21 protein-coding genes are annotated in these 19,716 nt (G+C 70.9%); 13 read left to right on the top strand and 8 right to left on the bottom strand.

Annotation, left to right across the window (positions count from 1 at the left end; all coding sequences use genetic code 11):
* Positions 1 to 313 precede the first annotated feature (313 nt).
* Both ABT004_RS01190 and ABT004_RS01185 read right to left on the bottom strand, forming a co-directional pair.
* A complete protein-coding gene (locus tag ABT004_RS01190) occupies positions 314 to 1,744 on the bottom strand; it encodes an NAD(P)/FAD-dependent oxidoreductase (protein WP_351330573.1) in 1,431 nt (476 codons plus the stop codon).
* Positions 1,745 to 1,982: 238 nt separating this feature from the next.
* Complete coding sequence (locus ABT004_RS01185) at positions 1,983 to 2,375, bottom strand: VOC family protein (protein WP_351330571.1); 393 nt, start codon at positions 2,373 to 2,375, stop codon at positions 1,983 to 1,985.
* 79 nt (positions 2,376 to 2,454) lie between these two features.
* Between ABT004_RS01185 and ABT004_RS01180 the strand changes: the two genes are divergently transcribed.
* Complete coding sequence (locus tag ABT004_RS01180; protein WP_351330569.1) at positions 2,455 to 2,988, top strand: GNAT family N-acetyltransferase; 534 nt, start codon at positions 2,455 to 2,457, stop codon at positions 2,986 to 2,988.
* 9 nt (positions 2,989 to 2,997) lie between these two features.
* On the opposite strand, the gene ABT004_RS01175 is transcribed toward ABT004_RS01180, so the two are convergent.
* From ABT004_RS01175 to ABT004_RS01160, 4 genes are all read right to left on the bottom strand, one after another.
* Positions 2,998 to 3,681, bottom strand: a complete 684-nt coding sequence (locus ABT004_RS01175; RefSeq protein ID WP_351330567.1) for a glycerophosphodiester phosphodiesterase — start codon at positions 3,679 to 3,681, stop codon at positions 2,998 to 3,000.
* A gap of 62 nt (positions 3,682 to 3,743) precedes the next feature.
* Positions 3,744 to 3,869 carry a hypothetical protein gene (locus tag ABT004_RS01170; protein ID WP_351330565.1) on the bottom strand — a complete coding sequence of 42 codons (126 nt, stop codon included), beginning with the start codon at positions 3,867 to 3,869 and terminating at the stop codon, positions 3,744 to 3,746.
* Positions 3,870 to 3,947: 78 nt separating this feature from the next.
* A complete protein-coding gene (locus ABT004_RS01165; RefSeq protein ID WP_351330563.1) occupies positions 3,948 to 4,553 on the bottom strand; it encodes a PadR family transcriptional regulator in 606 nt (201 codons plus the stop codon).
* A 40-nt stretch (positions 4,554 to 4,593) separates the two neighbouring features.
* Positions 4,594 to 5,115 carry a heme-binding beta-barrel domain-containing protein gene (locus tag ABT004_RS01160; protein ID WP_351330562.1) on the bottom strand — a complete coding sequence of 174 codons (522 nt, stop codon included), beginning with the start codon at positions 5,113 to 5,115 and terminating at the stop codon, positions 4,594 to 4,596.
* 132 nt (positions 5,116 to 5,247) lie between these two features.
* Between ABT004_RS01160 and ABT004_RS01155 the strand changes: the two genes are divergently transcribed.
* From ABT004_RS01155 to ABT004_RS01130, 6 genes are all read left to right on the top strand, one after another.
* Positions 5,248 to 6,387 carry an LLM class flavin-dependent oxidoreductase gene (locus tag ABT004_RS01155; protein WP_351330560.1) on the top strand — a complete coding sequence of 380 codons (1,140 nt, stop codon included), beginning with the start codon at positions 5,248 to 5,250 and terminating at the stop codon, positions 6,385 to 6,387.
* 253 nt (positions 6,388 to 6,640) lie between these two features.
* Positions 6,641 to 7,660: a LipP1 family hormone-sensitive lipase gene (gene lipP1 / locus ABT004_RS01150; RefSeq protein WP_351330558.1), complete on the top strand. Its 1,020-nt coding sequence runs from the start codon at positions 6,641 to 6,643 to the stop codon at positions 7,658 to 7,660.
* An 81-nt stretch (positions 7,661 to 7,741) separates the two neighbouring features.
* A complete protein-coding gene (locus ABT004_RS01145) occupies positions 7,742 to 9,205 on the top strand; it encodes a DUF6421 family protein (RefSeq protein ID WP_351330556.1) in 1,464 nt (487 codons plus the stop codon).
* Positions 9,206 to 9,237: 32 nt separating this feature from the next.
* Positions 9,238 to 9,999, top strand: a complete 762-nt coding sequence (locus ABT004_RS01140; RefSeq protein ID WP_351330554.1) for an SDR family NAD(P)-dependent oxidoreductase — start codon at positions 9,238 to 9,240, stop codon at positions 9,997 to 9,999.
* Positions 9,996 to 11,078, top strand: a complete 1,083-nt coding sequence (locus ABT004_RS01135) for a threonine aldolase family protein (protein WP_351330553.1) — start codon at positions 9,996 to 9,998, stop codon at positions 11,076 to 11,078. The genes ABT004_RS01140 and ABT004_RS01135 overlap by 4 nt, the downstream gene beginning before the upstream one ends.
* Before the next feature lie 86 nt (positions 11,079 to 11,164).
* Entirely contained in the window at positions 11,165 to 11,764 is a 600-nt protein-coding gene (locus tag ABT004_RS01130) for a transglutaminase domain-containing protein (RefSeq protein WP_351330552.1), read from the top strand.
* A gap of 1 nt (position 11,765) precedes the next feature.
* Here the strand turns inward: ABT004_RS01130 and ABT004_RS01125 are convergent, their stop codons facing one another.
* Positions 11,766 to 12,494 (bottom strand): lysophospholipid acyltransferase family protein, encoded by a 729-nt coding sequence (locus ABT004_RS01125; protein WP_351330550.1) that lies wholly within the window; start codon positions 12,492 to 12,494, stop codon positions 11,766 to 11,768.
* 186 nt (positions 12,495 to 12,680) lie between these two features.
* Here ABT004_RS01125 and ABT004_RS01120 point away from each other — a divergent pair, with 186 nt between their 5' ends.
* From ABT004_RS01120 to ABT004_RS01100, 5 genes are all read left to right on the top strand, one after another.
* Entirely contained in the window at positions 12,681 to 13,001 is a 321-nt protein-coding gene (locus ABT004_RS01120) for a TlpA family protein disulfide reductase (protein ID WP_351330548.1), read from the top strand.
* A 237-nt stretch (positions 13,002 to 13,238) separates the two neighbouring features.
* Positions 13,239 to 13,745 (top strand): flavin reductase family protein, encoded by a 507-nt coding sequence (locus ABT004_RS01115; RefSeq protein WP_351330547.1) that lies wholly within the window; start codon positions 13,239 to 13,241, stop codon positions 13,743 to 13,745.
* 260 nt (positions 13,746 to 14,005) lie between these two features.
* Complete coding sequence (locus tag ABT004_RS01110; protein ID WP_351330545.1) at positions 14,006 to 14,794, top strand: electron transfer flavoprotein subunit beta/FixA family protein; 789 nt, start codon at positions 14,006 to 14,008, stop codon at positions 14,792 to 14,794.
* A gap of 60 nt (positions 14,795 to 14,854) precedes the next feature.
* Positions 14,855 to 15,817 (top strand): electron transfer flavoprotein subunit alpha/FixB family protein, encoded by a 963-nt coding sequence (locus tag ABT004_RS01105; protein ID WP_351330543.1) that lies wholly within the window; start codon positions 14,855 to 14,857, stop codon positions 15,815 to 15,817.
* A gap of 181 nt (positions 15,818 to 15,998) precedes the next feature.
* Positions 15,999 to 17,297 (top strand): DUF6986 family protein, encoded by a 1,299-nt coding sequence (locus tag ABT004_RS01100; protein ID WP_351330650.1) that lies wholly within the window; start codon positions 15,999 to 16,001, stop codon positions 17,295 to 17,297.
* A 265-nt stretch (positions 17,298 to 17,562) separates the two neighbouring features.
* Here ABT004_RS01100 and ABT004_RS01095 read toward each other — a convergent pair whose 3' ends face one another.
* A complete protein-coding gene (locus ABT004_RS01095; protein ID WP_451186870.1) occupies positions 17,563 to 18,600 on the bottom strand; it encodes a LacI family DNA-binding transcriptional regulator in 1,038 nt (345 codons plus the stop codon).
* A gap of 149 nt (positions 18,601 to 18,749) precedes the next feature.
* On the opposite strand from ABT004_RS01095, the gene ABT004_RS01090 reads away from it, so the two are divergent.
* Positions 18,750 to 19,712: an ROK family protein gene (locus tag ABT004_RS01090; RefSeq protein ID WP_351330539.1), complete on the top strand. Its 963-nt coding sequence runs from the start codon at positions 18,750 to 18,752 to the stop codon at positions 19,710 to 19,712.
* Positions 19,713 to 19,716: the final 4 nt, after the last annotated feature.

Below are 19,716 nucleotides of genomic sequence, written 5' to 3'. Positions count from 1 at the left end.
GTCCTCGCGGAGAGCTGTCGGAGGGGAAAGCGCTTTCCGTTACGTCGACCCTAAGCGGGGCGCGCGGGTCCGGACAAGGGGTGCCGGGGAGTTGGGCCCGCCGGGCCGAGACCTCGGCATCGTCCGCCCGCCACCAGGCGGACGATGCCGAGGAGGCCGCGGCCACCTATGCCGTGGGCTACGTCGCGCGCCCCATCGGTGCCGCGGTGCTCGGCCACTGGGGAGACCAGAAGGGCCGCAAGAACGTCATGGTCCTGGCCATGTTCCTGACGGGCCTTTCCCGGTTCGGGTGGCCCAGAAGGCAGCGGTGGGGTCAGCTGAGGGGAAGTTCCGGCTTCTCCGGGGTCATCGAGCGGCCGTCGACCCGCGCCGCGATCACCTCGTGGAGCTCCTCGGCGGAGAGATACGCGTCGGTCATCTCGAAGTCCCTGAGCGTCGCGGGACGGTTCCGCTGGAAGCCGGTGCGGACGAAGTCGTCGCCCGCGACCGCGTTGAGGGCCCAGTTGGCCGCTGTGCGGAACCGCGCCGTCATGGTGCGCAGCGCGCCGATGTGGTAGCCGCGCGCCACGACCTGGGCGGGCAGCCCGGTCAGCTGGATGCCCAGCGGCTTCGACACCGCCTGGATGCCGCCCAGGTCGACGACGAGGCCGAGGTCCTTGTGGCGGTAGGGCTCCAGCGGGATGCCGCGCACCGAGGCGAGGATGTTGCGGGCCGCCGCCCAGCCCTGCCGCATCGCGTGCTGCGCGGTCGGCGGGCACATCGCGTCGCCGCCCTTGACGAGGTCGGGCACGGCGGCCGCGTCGCCGAGCGCGAAGACCCCGTCGAGCCCGGGCACGGTCAGTTCGGGCGTCACCACGAGCCGGCCGCGGTTGGTCTCCGAACCGAGGGTCGCCACGAGTGGGCTGGGCGCGACACCGGCCGTCCAGATCAGCGTGTGGCAGGGCAGCTCGCGCCCGTCGGTGAGCGTCACCGTGTCCTCCGTGACGCTCGCCACCGACACCCCGAGCGAGACGTGCAGCCCGCGCCGCTCCAGGATGTCCATCGCCTTGTCGCCGAGCCGCTCGCCCAGCTCCGGCATGAGCTTGGGTGCCACGTCGACCAGGTGCCACTTGATGAGCTTCGGGTCGAGCCCGGGGTAGCGCTTGACCGCCGCGGTCGTCAGGCGCTGCAGATACGCCGCCGTCTCCGTGCCCGCGTAGCCGCCGCCGACCACGACGAACTGCAGGCGCGCCTCGCGCTCGGCGGGGTCGGAGCTTGCCGCCGCCAGGTCCAGCTGCGTGATCACGTGGTCGCGGATCCAGGCCGCCTCGGCGAGCGTCTTCACGCCGACCGCGTACTTGTCCAGGCCCGGGATGTCGAACTGGCGCGTCACACTGCCCGGCGTGAGCACCAGGTAGTCGTAGTGCTCGACACTGACCTCACCGTTTATCTTCCGTACGACGACGGCCTTCGCCTGCGGGTCGACGCCGATCGCGCCGCCCGGCACGATCTGGGTGCGCCGCAGCATCCTGCGCAGCGGCACCGCCACGGACTGCGGGGTGAGCACGCCGGAGGCCACGTGCGGAAGCAGTGGCAGATACAGCTGGTGCGCGGTGGGGCTGATGAGCCGCAGCACCGCCTCTCCGGGCTTGAGCTCCTTCTCCAGCTTGTGCGCGCACTCCATACCGGCGAATCCCGCGCCGATGATCAGGATCCGGGGGACGGACGACGTACGGGAAGCGCTGGTGTTCCGCGGAGTGGTCATGTCGGATCTCTCCTGGGGTGGGCTGCGTGGCACCGGTGAGGCGTCGTTGATCCCTGCGTATCCGGATTCGGCACGCCCGAATCCCGAACTCCCGCCATCCTCCGTCCCGGGCCGGGCCACCGCACGCGATCGGGGCACGGAACCAGACTCCTCACCCGCGCCCCGCCGCGTCAGGACAACCCCCTGCGCGGGGCGCCCCGCCGTAGGCCGTTCGAGCGAGGCGGGCCTACGGAGCGGCTCAGATGCCCGGCCGGTAGCGGATCGGATGCTCCTGCGGCACCTCGACGAGGATGATCTCGTGGCCGTCCGGATCCGTGATCCACATTTCGATCAGGCCCCACGGCTCCTTGACCGGCTCCCGGACCACCGTGACGCCCCGCTCCACCAGCTCCGCGTGCGCCGCGTGCACGTCCGCCACCTGCATCCACAGCTTGAGGCTCGGCACCACAGGCTCCGCGGAGCGGCCCGCCACCTCCAGGAAGCCGCCGCCCAGGAAGTACACGGTGCCCCGCTCGGGCCCGGTGCCGAACTCCCGGTAGACCGCGAGGCCCAACGCCTCCCCGTAGAACGCCCGCGACCGCTCGGGGTCGGTCGGCCGGATCAGGACCCTGCTGCTCAGTACGTGAACCATGCCGACGCAGCGTAGTCCGCTCGCGTTAATCTCGACGGCGCCCCGCACACACGCCGTCCCTCAACCTGGAGGCCCTCACATGACCACCGTCGACCTTGTCTTCCGTGACGCCGGGCCCGAGGACGTCGACGTGCTCGTCGCCCTCATCGAGTCGGCCTACCGGGGGGACTCCAGCCGGACCGGCTGGACCACGGAGGCGGACATCCTCGAAGGGCAGCGGACCGACCCTCAGGGCGTGCTCGAGGTCATCGAGGACCCCGACAGCCGGCTGCTCACGGTGGAGCGGGACGGCGCGGTCGTCGCCTGCTGCCAGCTGGAGCACCGCGGAGAGCACGCCTACTTCGGCATGTTCGCGGTCAGCCCCGCCCAGCAGGGCGCCGGCCTCGGCAAGACGATCATCGCGGAGGCGGAGCGCAGGGCCCGCGAGACGTGGGGCGTGGGCGAGATGCACATGACGGTGATCGACGCCCGCGAGGACCTCATCGCCTGGTACGAGCGCCGCGGCTACTGCCGTACGGGACTGACCATCCCGTTCCCGTACGGCGACGAGCGCTTCGGCATCCCGCAGCGCGACGACCTCAAGTTCGAACTGCTCGTCAAGCCGCTCGCGTAGGCACACAGGTCACGCGGTGAAGCGGCCCGTGCGCTTGATCTCCGGGTAGTCCGTGGTCGCGCCGTCGAGGCCGAGCGCCCGTACGAGCCGCAGATCGTCCTGGGTGTTCACGACCCAGCCGATGATCCGCAGGTCGGACTTGCGGGCATGCTCGACGACCTCCTGCGTGAGCCGCCGGATGTTGAGCACCAGCGTCGTGGCCCCCGCGGTGACGGCCCGCTCGACGACGCCCGTCCCGTAGCGGCTGGCCACGAGCGCCGTGCGTACGCCGGGCACGAGCCGGGCGATCTCCGCGATCGCCTCGTCGTGGAACGAGATCACCTCGACCCGGTGCACAAGGTCGCGGCGCAGCAGGACATCGGCGAGCGCCTGGGCCGCGGCGGTGTCCTTGATCTCTGCCTGCAGCGGGGAGCCGACCGCGTCGAGCACTTCCTCGAAGACCGGCACGCGCTCGCCGCGCCCGGCGTCGAGGCCGCGGATCTCGGCGAGGGTCTTCTCGGCGATCGGGCCCTGGCCGTCCGTGGTCCGGTCGACGTCGGCGTCGTGCATGACGACGAGCGCGCCGTCCTTGCTCAGGTGCAGGTCGAGTTCGATGATGTCCAGTCCTCCGCGCTCGGCGGCGACGAAGGACCTCAGGGTGTTCTCGGGTTCGACACCCATGGCTCCGCGATGTCCGATGGTGAGGAAGTTCAAGGTCGTCTCGCCTCCGTCGACTGCGGCTCGGTGCTGCCGCGCGGACGCGACAGACTCGTACACTAACGGGCCGTCTGCGCGAGGGAACCGTGCCTGCGAGAAGGAGCGGAGTCGTGGGTTCGGGCACCCACGACCCCGAGGATCAGTCCAGTGATCACGGCGGCGACGAGGACGGCACGGGTACTCATGGCGGATGCGCCTCCGAGCGGTACGGGCAGGGGTCCGGCCCCGTCCTACCGGGCAGGTCACCCTCGGCGCGAGTTCGCTCACCCGGTGGTGGGCGCGTCCCCGTCGGCGTTGACTTCGGGGATGGCGGGCAGCGCGTCCAGGTCCGCCAACATGCCGCGCGCGAGCTCGACTTCGGCCGCGAGGTGCCGCTCGCTCCAGCGCAGCGCGATCTGCGGGTGCGCCCACGCCTCCACGCCCTGTGCCCGCGCGGCCGCGTCCCGCACCTCCTTCAACTCGCCCTCGGCGCGCGCCACATGCTCCTCGACCAGGGTGCGCAGCCGCCCCGGGGCGGCGAGATGCCCCAGCCATACGCGCAGCAGCACCGGGTGCCGCAGCGACACGGCGGCCGTGTCCCGGTCGTCGGCCGCCCACGCGGCGAGCGCGTCCCTGCCCGCGCGCGTGATGGCGTACGTGCGCTTGGTGCGCGGCTCCTCCGGGCCCGAGCGCCTGGACGTGGCGTAGCCGAGCCGCTCCAGCCTGCGCAGCTCGGCGTAGATCTGGCTGAACGCGGGGGAGCCGTAGAAGAAGCGCAGCGACGCGTCCGCCCACTTCTTCAGCTCGTACCCGGTCCGCTCGCCGGGCGGGAAGGACAGCAGACCGAGAACGGCCCAGGCGGTCGGCGGCAGCTGCTGCGTGGTCGGCATGGCTCCGCATTGAATCCAGCGGAGGTCACGGACGCAAGAGCTACTTTCGGCGCAGCCGCGCCGCGAGGTGGTGCTGGAGCGGTTGGCCGACGGCCGCGAGCCGGTGGCTGAACGTGAGGGTGTCGTCGTCGGTGAGCGTGTAGCGGCGTCCCGTGGCGTCGACCTGCTTGGCGGTCGGCGTGAGGCCCACGGCGTGCGTCGTGAGCTCGACCGTGCCGTCGGTGACGGCACCGACCATGACCTCCGCGATCCCGGTGGGCTGCGTGATCAGCGCCTCGACGCGGCCCTCGGGCTGAATCCGCCACCAGCCGCTCTCGCGTGCGGCGGGCCGCACGGGGGCGTCGTCGGCGTCGATCAGCCAGGCCCGCGCCTCGTACCGCAGAAAGGGCCTGCCGTCGTGGCTGAACGTGACCTCCTGCGCGTACGTGAAGTCGCTGTCCAGGGTGGGGTACTCGCCGCTTCCCCGGCCGCTCCAGGTGCCGAGGAGCCCGAGGACGGGCGCGAGCAGCGGGTGCGGCTCGGGGGTCCCGTCGTACGGGTAGGGCGGGGCGGGGTCGAACACGGGTGACTCCAGGGGGTCGAGGGGGCTACCGGGGAAGCGTAAAGCGTGTCCGGAGCGTCGCACCCCTTCCCATCTCTGACGGCTCGTCATATAGCTATTAGTCATATGGCAGCTCCACGTCCGGGAGGCACCGTGAAGTTCAGCGTCATCTTCGAGGCCCAGCTCGCCGACCCCACCGTCGAACGCGAGCACCAGCTGCTGCGCGACAGCGTCGAACAGGCCGTGTTTGCCGAGGAGATGGGCTTCGACCGGATCTGGGCGGTCGAGCACCACTCCCTCAAGTGGTACGCCCACATGTCCGCTCCGGAGATCTTCCTGACCTGGGTCGCGGCCCGCACCTCCCGCATCCGCGTCGGGCACGGTGTGGTGTGCATGCCGTTCAACTTCAACCACCCCGCGCGCGTGGCCGAACGCGCCGCCATGCTCGACCTGTTGTCCGGCGGGCGGCTCGACCTCGGGGCCGGGCGTGGCGGCACCACGCAGGAGACGTCGCTCTGCGGAGTCGACAAGGAGCGGACCACGCAGGAGGTCGAGGAGGCGCTGCGGATCATCGGGAAGGCGTGGGAGAAGGACGAGCTGGAGCACCACGGGCCGCTCCTCGACATCGACCCGCACCCGATCCTGCCGCGCCCCGCCCAGACCCCGCACCCACCCCTCTTCCTCGCGTGCAGCCGCACGGAGACGCTGCGCCAGGCCGCCGAACTCGGCGTCGGCGCCCTGGTGATGGGCTTCGCGGGCCCGGAGGCGATCGCCGACATGCGCGCCGCCTACGACGCGGCGATCACGGCCCGCACCACGGAGCGCCATGTCTCCTCCGTCGTCAACGACCACTTCTCCGTGCTCTGCCCGACGATCGTGCTCGACGACCGGGAGACGGCCCGCGGCATCGGCATCCGCGGCCAGCGCTTCTTCGCGCAGTCCATCGGGCACTGGTACGGCGGCGCGGGCATCCCCGACGAGGCCGTCGTGGAAGGCGCGGACGAGGCGGAGGAGATGCGCCGGGCCGCCGAACAGGTCGTGGCCCGCCTCCACGAGCACCACATCCCCGTCCGCCCCACCGCCACGGCCACCTTCAACGCCGACCACGCGTACGGCACCGCCGACGACGCCATCGCCTACGTCGAACGCCTCCGCGACGCGGGCGCCGACGAAATCATGTGCCTCATCCAGATGGGCACGGTGCCGCAGGAGGCGTGCATGGAGACGCTTCGGCAATGGGGCGAGAAAGTGATCCCACACTTCCGGCACGCATCAAGCCCCGCCGCCTTTTGACCAGCCAAGTCCGGCCGGCGATCGACAATTCAAGCCCCTCCGGTGGTGAGTACTTTCAAGCCCCGCCGACGGTGAGCATTTTCAAGCCCCGCCGGCGATTGCCCCGTAAACCCCCGCTGCCCGGCGAGCAATTTAAGCCCCGCCGGCGATTGAGGCGCGGGGTCCGGGGCAGAGCCCCGTGACGTCGCCCCCGGCCGACCGCACCCGCACCCACCCCCGCCGAACCTCGCCGAGCCGAACCAAGGAGCCGCCCATGACCCCCCACCCGCTCGACCGCCTCGCGCCAGAGGCCCGTCCCCTCGTCGACGCCATCGCCACCGCCTTCCCTGACCTCGGCGGCACCGTCACCGACGCCGCCGAGGCCCGCCGGATCCTCGCCGCCGCCCCCGAGTCACCGTTCCCCGCCCCCGCGGTGGGGTCCGTCGAGGACCGCGCGATACCCGGACCGCCGGGCGCGCCCGCGATACCCGTGCGCGTGTACCGGCCGAAGCCGGAGGCGGATGCGGAGCCGGACGCGCCGGGATCCCGCCCCGTCGTCGTCTTCTTCCACGGCGGCGGCTGGGTCATCTGCGACCTCGACAGCCACGACCGCACGGCCCGCGCCCTGTGTCGTGACGCCGGCGCCGTCGTCGTATCGGTCGACTACCGGCTCGCGCCCGAGGCCCCGTTCCCCGCCGCCGTCGAGGACGCGTACGCCGCCCTGTGCTGGACCGCCGACCACGCGCGCGAACTGGGCGCCGACCCACAGGCATTGACGGTGGCGGGCGACAGCGCGGGCGGGAACCTCGCCGCGGTCGTCGCACAGATCGCACGCGACGAGGACGGCCCCGACATCGCTCGCCAGGTCCTCGTCTACCCGGCCACCGACGCCCGCCAGAAGTCCGGCTCCTTCGCTGCCAACGCCGAGGGCTACTTCCTCACCGCCGCCCACTGCGGCTGGTTCCGCGAGCAGTACCTGGGCGCCGACGGGGACCCCGCCCACCGCCACGTATCGCCGCTCCTCGCCGAGGACCTCGCCGGGCTGCCCGCCGCGCACATCGTCACCGCCGGCTGCGACCCGCTGTGCGACGAGGGCCGGGCGTACGGGAAGGCGCTGCGCGACGCGGGCGTCGCGGTCACGGAGGACCACTTCCCGCGGATGTTCCACGGATTCTTCGGCTTCCCGGAGCTGCTCGACGACGCCCGGCAGGCCCTCGCCGGAGCGGCAAAGGCGATCGCGACCACCGCCCGTCACAGGAAAAACAGCGGCGATCAAGGGGGTAGTGCAGGATAATTTCCCGAGATCCCCCTTGTGGTCGAGAACCTCGCGTGCATACGGTGTCCTTACGCGAGGTTCTCCCGTGGAGGTTGGGACATGACGGAAATTCTTGTGCAGGCCGGCGCGGGGGAGACGGATTCTCCGGCCTCTCCGGTCCAGGTGGTCGGACCCAGGGTGGTGGAACACCCGGCCTGGCCCTTGCTCAAGGACGCCGTGGAGGAGTTCAGGCCTCTGCAGAGCAAGGACGGCTCGATCGACTTCGAGGCCGAAGGCGCCCCGGCGAAGGCCGACGCCGAGCGGATCGTGGGCCGTGTCATAGCCGCGGTCGACGAGCTCGCCCCGCTGCTGCCGCACGACGCCGCGTACCACGAGGCGCTCGTGCGCGACCTGAGCCGCTGGGTGCGGGACGGCTTCGGGGTCCCGGACTTCCTGGACTCGCTGCTCGCCTTCCAGCCCGCGGCCCAGCGTCGGGACGGCCTCCAGCACCTGGTGCTCTTCCCGATGTACACGCAGAACGGCAACCCGGACCGCAATCTGGAAGCCGTCGTCCTGAAGATGGTGTGGCCGCAGTGGCTCGCCGAACTCGAGGCGACCCGTTACGACAACCCGCTGTTCTGCGGAATCACCTTCGAGGACTTCACCTCCGGGTACGACACGAACTCGGCGGTGCTCTTCCCGGAGACGATCGCCGTGCGCGAGGCGCCCGAGCGGTTCTCCTGGGGCGGCATCTTCTGCGACCGCGAGGCGGCCCGCTTCCGCCGCGTCACCGAGGCCGCCGTCGACATCCTCGGCGTCGAACTGCCCAAGGACATCGAGGAGATGGTCGCCGACCAGGACCGCTGCCAGCAGGCCTTCGTACTGTGGGACATGGTCCACGACCGCACGCACAGCCACGGCGACCTGCCCTTCGACCCGTTCATGATCAAGCAGCGCCAGCCGTTCTGGATGTACGGCCTCGAAGAGCTGCGCTGCGACCTCACCGCCTTCAAGGAGGCCGTGAAGCTGGAGGCCGACGGCGTCCCGCAGGCGCGCGACGTGCAGTACGCCGTGCTCTTCGACCGGATGTTCCGCTTCCCGGTCACCGGCGACCGCGTCAAGAACTACGACGGTCTGGGTGGCCAGCTGCTCTTCGCGTACCTGCACAAGCACGACGTGGTGCGCTGGACGGACAACAAGCTGCACATCGACTGGCAGCGCGCCCCCGAGGTGACCAACCAGCTGTGCGGCGAGATCGAGAAGCTGTACCGCGACGGCATCGACCGCCCGAAGCTGGTGCACTGGTTCGCCGCGTACGACCTGGTGTCCACGTACCTGTCCCCGCACCCGGGCTCCACCTGGGCGAAGGGCCCCGACGCCCTGGACACGTCCCTGCCGCCGCGCAAACTCGTGGACGAGGTGCTTCCCGACGAGTTTCCGCTCAGCATGTTTTATGAGGCGCTTTCGAAGAAGCTGAAGAAGGTGATCGCTTCTACGAAGGGGATCACCGCGGAGAGCGTCGCAGAGAAGGGCGCGGCGAATGCCGCTCCAGTGGAGCCGGTGCTTGCATCGGGGGCCGCGTGAGCCACGGCGAAAAGCAGCAGGAGGCGACTGTCATGAGCGACACCAGCGGGACCAGGGACTCACTGGACGGTGCGGTGATCGCGGTCGCCGGAGCAGCGGGACCGGCGGGCCAGGCCACCCTCAAGCGGCTCGCGGAGGCCGGCGCCACCGTGATCGGCGCCGACGCGGACGCGGAGCGCCTGGTGGCGGCCGTCGACGAGGCGCGCTACGCGCACGGCGGGGCCACGGTCATCGGCGACAACGTCGACCTGCTCGACCTGCACGCCACCCGTGACTGGGCCGGGCGCATCGAGAAGGACTTCGGCCGTGTCGACGGCCTCGTGCACCTCGTGGGCGGCTGGCGCGGCGGCGCCACGTTCGCCGACACCGACCTCGCCGACTGGGAGCTGCTCGAAAAGCTCCTGATCCGCACGGTGCAGCACACCTCCCTCGCGTTCTACGAGGGCCTGTCCCGCAGCGACCGCGGCCGCTACCTGCTCATCAGCGCCGCGGGCGCCTCCAAGCCGACCGCGGGCAACGCCGCGTACGCCGCTTCGAAGGCCGCGGCCGAGGCGTGGACGCTCGCGCTCGGCGACTCCTTCCGTAAGGCGGGGGGTGAGGCGGGACCGCAGCAGGCGGCTGCGATCCTGGTGGTCAAGGCGCTGGTGCACGACGCGATGCGCGCCGAACGCCCCAACGCGAAGTTCGCGGGCTTCACGGACGTCACGGACCTGGCCGAGGCCATCTCCGGCGTCTGGGAGCGGCCCGCCGCCGAACTGAACGGGACCCGTCTGTGGCTGACCGAGAAGCCGTGAATCCCCCCAACCAGGTACAGAGGACCGATGCCCACCGGCATCACGACCCCACCACGCAGGGGTTCGCCAGCGACAACTACGCGGGCGGCCATCCCGAGGTGATGGCGGCGCTCGCCCTCGCCAACGGCGGGCACCAGGTCGCGTACGGCGGGGACGAGTACACGGACCACCTTCAGACGATCATCCGCAGCCACTTCGGCCCGACCGCCGAGGCGTTCCCGGTGTTCAACGGCACGGGCGCCAACGTCGTCGCGCTCCAGGCGGTCACCGACCGCTGGGGCGCGGTGATCTGCGCCGAGTCCGCGCACATCCACGTGGACGAGGGCGGCGCCCCCGAGCGGATGGGCGGCCTGAAGCTGCTCACCGTGCCGACCCCGGACGGCAAGCTCACCCCCGAGCTGATCGACCAGCAGGCCTACGGCTGGGACGACGAGCACCGGGCGATGCCGCAGGTCGTCTCGATCACGCAGTCCACCGAACTCGGCACGCTCTACAAGCCCGACGAGATCCGCGCGATCTGCGAGCACGCCCACGGGCACGGCATGACGGTGCACCTCGACGGCTCCCGGATATCCAACGCCGCCGCGTCCCTTGACGTCCCCATGCGGACGTTCACGAACGCGGTCGGCGTCGACATCCTGTCGCTCGGCGGCACCAAGAACGGCGCGCTGTTCGGCGAGGCCGTCGTCGTCCTCAACCAGGACGCGGTGCGCCACATGAAGCACCTGCGCAAGCTGTCCATGCAGCTGCACTCCAAGATGCGCTTCATCTCGGTGCAGTTGGAGGCGCTGTTCGCCAAGGACCTGTGGCTGCGCAACGCCCGGCACGCGAACGAGATGGCCCAGCGCCTCGCCGAGGGCGCCCGCGCCGTCGACGGCGTCGAGATCCTCTACCCGGTGCAGGCCAACGGCGTCTTCGCCCGCCTCCCGCACGACGTCTCCGAGCGCCTGATGAAGAAGTACCGCTTCTACTTCTGGGACGAGGCGGCCGGCGACGTGCGCTGGATGTGCGCCTTCGACACGCGCGAGGAGGACGTCGACTCCTTCGTGGCGGCCCTCAAGGAAGAGATGGCGCGATAGCCGCCCCTACAGCCGAGGCGCATATATATGCGACCACCTGTAAATGTATTGACTTACAGGTGGTCGCATTTCTATGCTCGCGTGCCATGCAGCTGATCCAGCAGAACCCCGACCTGTCCGCGTATTTGGCGGCCGACGACGTCATCGACCACCATCAGCCGCTCGTACGCGAGACGGCGGCGCGCCTCGCGCGCGATGTCGCCGATTCATATGTATACGCCCAGGCTGCCTACGAGTTCGTACGCGACGCCATTCCGCACTCCGCCGACAGCGGGGACCCGCGGGTCACCTGGCGGGCGTCGGACGTCCTGGAGAAGGGCACCGGTATCTGCCACGCGAAGGCGCACGCGCTGGCGGCGCTGCTGCGCGCCGAGGACATCCCGACCGCACTCTGCTATCAGCGGCTGACGCACGACGCGGGTACGGGCTGGTGCGTGCACGGACTGGTGGCCGTGCGGCTGCGCGGGGCGTGGCACCGGCAGGACTGCCGCGGGAACAAGCCGGGTGTAAACGCCCAATTCTCCCTGGACGGAGAGCGGTTGGCGTGGATACCCGACCCGGAGGCGGGGGAGGCGGACTACCCGGCGCTCCACGACGCGCCGCACCCGGCGGTGCTCGACGCGCTGCGCGGCGCGCCGGACCGCCCGTACTTGCGGGAGAGCCTTCCGGACGCCCTCCCGGTGTGACTCAGCCTGCCCCGGCGGCCTTGACCTCTTCCGGGGTCGGGGCGGTGCCGCCCAGGTGCGCCGGCATCCACCATGTGTCGTCCTCACCCTTGGGGCGCACCGGGTAGGCGCGCTGCGCGGCCTCGAGCAGCTCCTGCATGCGCGTGCGCAGCCGGCGCGTGATCGCTCCCGCGTACTGGTCGCTCGGCGCCTCCATGGCCTCACCGACGCGGACCGTGACCGGGATGTGCTGCCGCTTGAAGTTGCGCGGACGCCCCTTGGTCCACAGCCGCTGCGTGCCCCACAGCGCCATCGGAATCAGCGGCACGCCGGCCTCCTGGGCCATGCGCACCGCGCCCGTCTTGAAGCTCTTGAGCGTGAAGGACTCCGAGATCGTCGCCTCCGGGAAGACGCCGATGATCTCGCCTGCGCGCAGCGACCGCAGCGCGTGCTGGTACGCGTGCTCGCCCTGGGAGCGGTCCACCGGGATGTGCTTCATGCCGCGCATCAGCGGGCCGGAGATCTTGTGCCGGAAGACCGACTCCTTGGCCATGAAGCGGACGAGACGCTTCTGCGGCAGCGCCGCCAGGCCGTCGAAGATGAAGTCCAGGTAGCTGATGTGGTTGCTGACCAGGACCGCACCGCCGGTACGCGGAATGTTCTCCGAGCCCTTGCAGTCGATCTTCAGGTCGAGCGCCTTGAACATCGTGCGGGCGGCGCCGATGACCGGAGGGTAGACGAGCTCTGCCATGGAGGGGGTTGGCCCTTCAGTAAGTTACGCGGCCGTAGGTTTTCCGGCTTGCGCAGATGGTGCCCCATCAACGGCTGGGGGGCCAGTCCTGGTTCCAGCACGGTACGAGATCCTGGTCACGTGCCGGGAATACGCGAACGGCCGGAAAACGCTGCACGGAATGCGGCGAAATGGAGGAGGAGCAGGGTGGCGGTCGGTGAACAGACGTGGGGCGCGGCGCAGTTGGGCGAGGAGCTGGGGGAGCGGGCGACGCTCGTGCAGTTCTCCAGCGCGTTCTGCGCGCCCTGCCGGGCCACCCGCCGGGTCCTCGACGAGGTCGCCGCGATGGTGCCGGGCGTCTCTCACGTGGAGATCGATGCCGAGGACCGCCTCGACCTCGTACGGGACGTGGGCATCCTCAAGACCCCGACCGTGCTCGTCCTGGACGCGCGCGGACGCGAGGTGCGCCGGGCGTCCGGGCAGCCGCGCAAAGCGGACGTCATCGCGGCGCTCGGCGAAGCCGTGTGAGGCGGGCGGGCATGGAGGGAAGCGGGAGCGTGGGGGCGTCGCGTGACGCATCTCCCAGATGACGGAACGCACTTGACTGCATGCGCCACGTATCGTCAGAGTGACCTTATGCCTTCGGAACTCCTTCTCGTCGAGCGGGTCCACGTGGACCTGGCTCGCTGTTCGAGCGCCCGCTGTCCGCGCGTCTGACGCAGCTACGGCCCCTTGCTCGAACCCTCCTGTCAGAAGGACAACTCCATGACGGCCACGCCCGATCTGCGCCCCGCCCAGGCAGCGACCCCCGACCTGTTCCGCTCCGTCTTCCGGCAGCACGCGGCAGGTGTGGCGGTGGTCACCGCGCCCGGGGCGGCCCCCGTCGGCTTCACCGCCACTTCCCTCACCTCTGTCTCCGCGAGGCCCCCGGTCGTCTCGTTCGGCATCGGTGTCGGCTCGTCGAGCTGGCCGACCGTCGCCGAGGCCGAGTGCGTCGGCGTGCACATACTCGGCGAGCACCAGGCCGAGCTCGCGGCGACGTTCGCGAAGAGCGGCGCGGACCGCTTCGGCGCGTCCACCCGCTGGTTCGAGGGCCCCGAGGGTGTGCCGATCCTCGACGGCGTGCTCGCCTGGCTCGTCTGCAAGGTCATCGCGCGCGTGCCCGCGGGGGACCACCAGGTCGTGCTCGCGGAGGCGGTCTGCGGCGACCCGGCGGGCGCCGGCCGTCCGCTGCTGTACCACCAGGGCCGCTTCAACGGCCTGCGCGACTGAGAGTTCCTGTGCCGCGCGATTACACAGCGTTGGCAAGGTCACAGTTCAAAGCGCTTGCTTAGTGGGCATATCCTGGGTGTACTGGCGAGTAACCTTCTATTCGGAGCGCGGGCCGCCCCGACCGGAAGAGTCCGCACAAGGCGCATATGCTGCCTGCGAGAAGGCGTTTTCAGCCGTAGCAGTACAGCTAGGCGTGTGGCCAGTACAACTGGCAGCAAGACAGCCGCCCAGATAAAGACGATTGCAGTAGGAGAGCCGGCGTGAGCTTGAGGATCGTTGTCACCGTGAAGTACGTGCCGGACGCCACGGGCGACCGGGGTTTCGCCGATGACCTGACGTTGGACCGCGACGATGTCGACGGTCTGCTGTCGGAGCTGGACGAGTATGCGGTGGAGCAGGCGCTGCAGATCTCGGAGAACTCCGATGACGACGTGGAGATCACCGTGTTGACGGTGGGTCCCGAGGACGCCAAGGACGCGCTGCGCAAGGCGTTGTCGATGGGTGCGGACAAGGCGATCCACGTGGAGGACGACGACCTGCACGGCACGGACGCGATCGGCACCTCGCTGGTGCTGGCCAAGGCGATCGAGAAGGCCGGCTACGACCTGGTGGTCTCCGGTATGGCGTCCACGGACGGCACCGCGGGCATTGTGCCGGCGCTGGTCGCCGAGCGTCTGGGTGTGCCGCAGGTGACGCTGCTGTCCGAGGTTGCGGTCGCCGACGGCAAGGTGACGGGCCGCCGTGACGGGGACACCGCCTCCGAGCAGTTGGAGGCGTCGCTTCCGGCCGTGGTGTCGGTGACGGACCAGTCCGGTGAGGCCCGCTACCCCTCGTTCAAGGGGATCATGGCGGCGAAGAAGAAGCCGGTCGAGGCGTGGGACCTGTCGGACCTGGACCTCGAGGCCGAGCAGGTGGGCCTGGAGGGCGCGTGGACCAAGGTCGCCTCCGCGGATGAGCGTCCGGCGCGGACCGCGGGCACGATCGTCAAGGACGAGGGCGAGGGCGGCAAGCAGCTCGCCGAGTTCCTCGCGGGCCAGAAGTTCATCTGAGCTTCAGCCACCACCACCCCCTCGCCCAAGTTCTTTGTGATTGCAGGAGATTGAAGTCCCATGGCTGAAGTTCTGGTCTTTGTCGACCACGTGGACGGTGCCGTCCGCAAGCCCACCCTGGAGCTGCTGACCCTCGCGCGCCGGATCGGTGACCCGGTCGCCGTCGCGCTGGGCAACGGCGCCGGTGACACCGCCGCTGCGCTCGCCGAGCACGGCGCCGTGAAGGTCCTCACCCACGAGGCCGCCGAGTACGCCGACTACCTGGTCGTGCCGAAGGTGGATGCGCTGCAGGCCGCCGTCGAGGCGGTGTCCCCGGCCGCCGTGCTGGTGCCCTCCTCCGCCGAGGGCAAGGAGATCGCCGCGCGTCTGGCGCTGCGCATCACGTCGGGCATCATCACCGACGCGGTCGACCTGGAGGCCGGCGACGGCGCCCCCGTCGCCACGCAGTCGGTGTTCGCCGCCTCGTACACCACCAAGTCGACGGTGACGACGGGCACCCCGGTGATCACCGTCAAGCCCAACTCCGCCCCGGTGGAGGCGGCCCCGGCCGCCGGCACGGTCGAGGCCCTTGCCGTGTCGTTCTCGGACACCGCGACCGGCACGAAGGTCACCTCGCGCACGCCGCGTGAGGCGTCCGGCCGTCCGGACCTGACCGAGGCCGCGATCGTGGTCTCCGGTGGCCGCGGCGTCAACGGTGCCGAGAACTTCTCGGTCATCGAGGCGCTCGCCGACTCCCTCGGCGCGGCCGTGGGTGCCTCGCGTGCCGCCGTGGACGCGGGCTGGTACCCGCACTCCAACCAGGTCGGCCAGACCGGCAAGTCCGTGTCGCCGCAGCTGTACATCGCCTCCGGCATCTCGGGTGCGATCCAGCACCGCGCGGGCATGCAGACCTCGAAGACGATCGTCGCGATCAACAAGGACGCCGAGGCGCCGATCTTCGACCTCGTCGACTACGGCGTCGTCGGCGACCTCTTCGACGTCGTCCCCGCCCTGACCGACGAGGTCAAGACCCGCAAGGGCTAAGGGCCTTCGGGACTGGTCGAGGTTGCCGACGGGGCCGCGTGGTGTTCGCACCGCGCGGCCCCGTCCGCGTGACGGGACGACGAAAAGGACCCATTGACGCCGATCACGCCGACCGTTAACTTCGCTATACGGATTGTTGATTCCGTGAAGTGGAAACATCGAGCATATGGAGAGTGCACGAATGGGTCAGCAGGAGAAGGTGTCGACGAGCCTCGCGGGCGCGGTCAGCGAGAGCATCAGCGCCTCACTCGCCCCGGTCGACGCGGAACTCGCCCGCCGCTACCCGGGAGACCCCGGCACCCGTCAGCCCGTGCACACGGTCTACGTCCCCGGTGACGCCTTCGACGCCGGGACCATCCGCACCTGGGGCGACAAGGCGCTCGCGCAGCTCGACGAGCACGCACCGGACGCGGCCTCCTTCGCCGCCGTCCTCGGCCTGAGCGAGGAGCTTGCCGGGCCGGTCTACACCCGCGTACGCGCGAAGCTGGAGCGCGAGCCGGTGGAAGACCTGCGGGTCGACTTCGAGGACGGCTACCGGCCCGCCTCCGACGCCGACGAGGACGAGACCGCGGCGCGCGCCGCCCGCGTCATCGCCGAGGCGTACGCGAACGGGACGGCCGCTCCGTACATGGGCATCCGCATGAAGTGCATGGAGGAGGCGGTCCGCGACCGCGCCATCCGCACCCTCGACATCTTCCTCACCGGCCTCATGGAGCACGGCGGCCTGCCCGAGGGCCTCGTCCTGACGCTTCCCAAGGTGACGTATCCGGAGCAGGTCACCGCCATGGTGCGGATCCTGGAGGCGTTCGAGAAGCAGCACGGGCTCGAGGCCGGCCGGATCGGCTTCGAGATCCAGATCGAGACCAGCCAGTCCATCCTCGGCGGCGACGGCACCGCCACGGTGGCCCGCATGATCGAGGCGGCGGAGGGGCGCGCGACCGGCCTGCACTACGGCACCTTCGACTACAGCGCCTGCCTCGGCGTCTCCGCCGCCTACCAGGCCAGCGACCACCCGGCCGCCGACTACGCGAAGGCGGTCATGCAGGTCGCCGCCGCGGGCACCGGGGTCCGTGTCTCGGACGGTTCGACGAACGTGCTGCCCGTCGGTTCCACCGCCAAGGTCCACGACGCCTGGCGCCTGCACTTCGGCCTCACCCGGCGCGCCCTCGCCCGCGCCTACTACCAGGGCTGGGACATGCACCCGGGCCACATCCCGACGCGCTACGCCGCCGTCTTCGCCTTCTACCGCGAGGGGTTCGAGGCCGCCGCCGCGCGACTGTCCGCCTACGCCAACCAGGCCGAGGGCGACATCGCCGACGAGCCCGCCACCGCGAAGGCCCTGGCCGGTTACCTGCTGCGTGGTCTCGACTGCGGCGCCCTCGACGTCGCCGAGGTCGCCCGCCGCTCCGGCCTCACCCGCACCGACCTGGAGTCCTACTCGGCCCCCCGCCGGGGCGACCTGACGGCTTCGGCCCAGTAGGGCCAACCTCAGCCTCTGGTTCGGCCCATCGGCCCCTGCGGCCTTACCAAGCCCCTGCGGCGGTCGACCGATTCAAGCCCCGCCGTTCGAACGAGAGCCAGCGGGGTCCGGGGCGGAGCCCCGAGGCGTCAACCCCGGCACCGCCTGCTCAATCGCCGCAGGGGCTCAAAAGATTGGGACTCTGCCCCATACCCCGCTGGCTCTCGTTCGAACGGCGGGGCTTGAAATGGCCGCACCGGCACTGAGCCGCTCCGGCCCGCCCCGCTCAGTCCGCCGGAGGCAGTTCGCCCGAGCCGCGCTGGATCAGACGCGTCGTCAGCTCTATCCGCTCGGGCGGCAGCGCCGCCCCGTCCAGCTGCAGGAAGAGACGGTCCGCCGCCGTGCGGCCCAGCTGCGCCGCGTCCTGCGACACCACTGTCACGCCCGGCTTCAGCAGGTCGCCCAGCTCGATGTCGTCGAAGCCCACCAGGGCGACGGGGCGCTCGCGCTCGGCCAGGACACGGATCGCGGTGACGGTCACACGGTTGTTGCCCGAGAAGATCGCCGTGACCGGGTCGGACCCCGTGAGCATGTCCTCGGCGGCGCGCCGCACCCGCTCGGGCTCGGTGGCACCGAGCGAGACCCACCGGTCGGCGATGGCCAGCCCGGCATCCTCCATGGCCGCCCGGTACCCGCGCACACGCTCGACCGCCGTGTGGATACGGGGCTGGTCACCGATGAAGCCGATCCGGCGGTGCCCCTGGGCGACGAGGTGGGCGACGCCGTCGCGCGCGCCGCCGAAGTTGTCGGACAGCACCACGTCCGCGTCGATCTTCCCGGCCGGCCGGTCCACGAAGACCGTCGCGACGCCGGCCGCGATCTCCGGCGCCAGGTACTGGTGGTCGATGCCAGCGGGGATCACGACGAGACCGTCCACGCGCCGCGCGCACAGCGCGAGCACCAACTCCTGCTCCCGCTCCGGGTCCTCCGCACTCGACCCGTTGATGAGCAGCGCCCCGTGCGCCCGCGCGACCTCCTCGACGGCGCGGCTGAGCGGCCCGTAGAACGGGTCGGCCAGATCCTCCAGGACGAGTCCGATGCTCGCCGTACGTCCCTTGCGCAGGACGCGCGCGCTGTCGTTGCGCCGGAAGCCGAGCGCGGCGATCGCCTCCTGTACGCGGCGCTCGGTGTCCTCGGTGACACCCGGCTCCGCGTTGACGACGCGGGAGACCGTCTTCAGGCCGACCCCGGCCCGCGCGGCGACGTCCTTCATCGTCGGTCGGTTGCCGTAGCGGTTCTCGGTGCGGCGGGCGGTACGGTCCACTGTGCGCTGTCCTGTCCTGTCGTCCCGGCGTGTGGCGTCGAGCATAGGGCCTGGACAACGTTGTCAGATGCGGGAGAGACTGTCCACCACTGATCGGTTGCCGACCGCAGCCGCCCATCCGACCTGCCGTTCCGGGGGAACAGACACTGATGCACATGGACCTCGTCGCCGCGCTCGACATCGGCGGCACCAAGATCGCCGGTGCCCTCGTGGACGACCGGGGCCGCCTCCTCCTGCGAGCGCAGCGGCCCACCCTCGCGCAGGAGGACGGCGAAACGGTGATGGGCGCGGTGGCGGAGGTGCTCGGTGAGCTGACCGCCTCCGAGCTGTGGCCCCGGGTACGCGCCGTGGGTATCGGCAGCGCCGGTCCCGTGGACCGCACGCGGGGCACGGTCAGCCCGGTCAACGTGCCGGGCTGGCGCGGGTTTCCGCTGGTCGACCGGGTCCGCGCGGTGACCGGAGAGCTGCCCGTCGAGCTGATTGGCGACGGCGTGGCGATCACGGCCGCCGAGCACTGGCAGGGCGCCGCCCAGGGCCACGACAACGCGCTGTGCATGGTCGTGTCGACCGGTGTCGGCGGCGGCCTGATCCTGGGCGGTGAACTCCACCCCGGCCCGACGGGCAACGCGGGTCACATCGGCCACATCAGCGTCGACCTCGACGGCGATCCCTGCCCGTGCGGCGCGCGCGGCTGCGTCGAGCGCATCGCCAGCGGCCCCAACATCGCCCGCCGCGCTCTCGCCGAGGGCTGGCGGCCGGGGTCCGACGGTGACGCCACCGCCGCTGCCGTGGCGCGGGCGGCCCGCGCCGGTGACCTGGTGGCGATCGCCTCCTTCGAGCGTGCGGCGCAGGCGCTCGCGGCCGGAATCGCGGCGACGGCGACGCTCGTGGAGATCGACATCGCGGTGGTCGGCGGTGGCGTGGCGAAGGCCGGTGACGTCCTGTTCATGCCGCTGCGCCGCGCGCTGCGCGACTACGCCACGCTGTCGTTCGTTCAGGGCCTCACGGTGGTCCCGGCGTCGACGGGCACGGACGCCGGTCTCGTGGGCGCGGCGGCAGCGGCACTGCGCGTGGGCCCGGGCGTGAACGGGGCGCGCCGACAGGCGGTGTGAGGCG

It is taken from the genome of Streptomyces sp. NPDC002790 (assembly GCF_040295505.1).
In the GTDB taxonomy this organism is placed as follows: domain Bacteria; phylum Actinomycetota; class Actinomycetes; order Streptomycetales; family Streptomycetaceae; genus Streptomyces.
Note: the sequence above shows the minus strand (reverse complement) of the source record. Positions and strands in the feature narration are given on the sequence as shown.

Excerpts from the sequence above, each read along its gene's own strand:
- ABT004_RS01190 (WP_351330573.1), bottom strand. The coding sequence starts at position 1,744 with ATGACCACTCCGCGGAACACCAGCGCTTCCCGTACGTCGTCCGTCCCC.
- ABT004_RS01185 (WP_351330571.1), bottom strand. The coding sequence starts at position 2,375 with ATGGTTCACGTACTGAGCAGCAGGGTCCTGATCCGGCCGACCGACCCC.
- ABT004_RS01180 (WP_351330569.1), top strand. The coding sequence starts at position 2,455 with ATGACCACCGTCGACCTTGTCTTCCGTGACGCCGGGCCCGAGGACGTC.
- ABT004_RS01170 (WP_351330565.1), bottom strand. The coding sequence starts at position 3,869 with ATGAGTACCCGTGCCGTCCTCGTCGCCGCCGTGATCACTGGACTGATC.
- ABT004_RS01165 (WP_351330563.1), bottom strand. The coding sequence starts at position 4,553 with ATGCCGACCACGCAGCAGCTGCCGCCGACCGCCTGGGCCGTTCTCGGT.
- lipP1 (WP_351330558.1), top strand. The coding sequence starts at position 6,641 with ATGACCCCCCACCCGCTCGACCGCCTCGCGCCAGAGGCCCGTCCCCTC.
- ABT004_RS01145 (WP_351330556.1), top strand. The coding sequence starts at position 7,742 with ATGACGGAAATTCTTGTGCAGGCCGGCGCGGGGGAGACGGATTCTCCG.
- ABT004_RS01140 (WP_351330554.1), top strand. The coding sequence starts at position 9,238 with ATGAGCGACACCAGCGGGACCAGGGACTCACTGGACGGTGCGGTGATC.
- ABT004_RS01130 (WP_351330552.1), top strand. The coding sequence starts at position 11,165 with ATGCAGCTGATCCAGCAGAACCCCGACCTGTCCGCGTATTTGGCGGCC.
- ABT004_RS01125 (WP_351330550.1), bottom strand. The coding sequence starts at position 12,494 with ATGGCAGAGCTCGTCTACCCTCCGGTCATCGGCGCCGCCCGCACGATG.
- ABT004_RS01115 (WP_351330547.1), top strand. The coding sequence starts at position 13,239 with ATGACGGCCACGCCCGATCTGCGCCCCGCCCAGGCAGCGACCCCCGAC.
- ABT004_RS01105 (WP_351330543.1), top strand. The coding sequence starts at position 14,855 with ATGGCTGAAGTTCTGGTCTTTGTCGACCACGTGGACGGTGCCGTCCGC.
- ABT004_RS01100 (WP_351330650.1), top strand. The coding sequence starts at position 15,999 with ATGGGTCAGCAGGAGAAGGTGTCGACGAGCCTCGCGGGCGCGGTCAGC.
- ABT004_RS01090 (WP_351330539.1), top strand. The coding sequence starts at position 18,750 with ATGCACATGGACCTCGTCGCCGCGCTCGACATCGGCGGCACCAAGATC.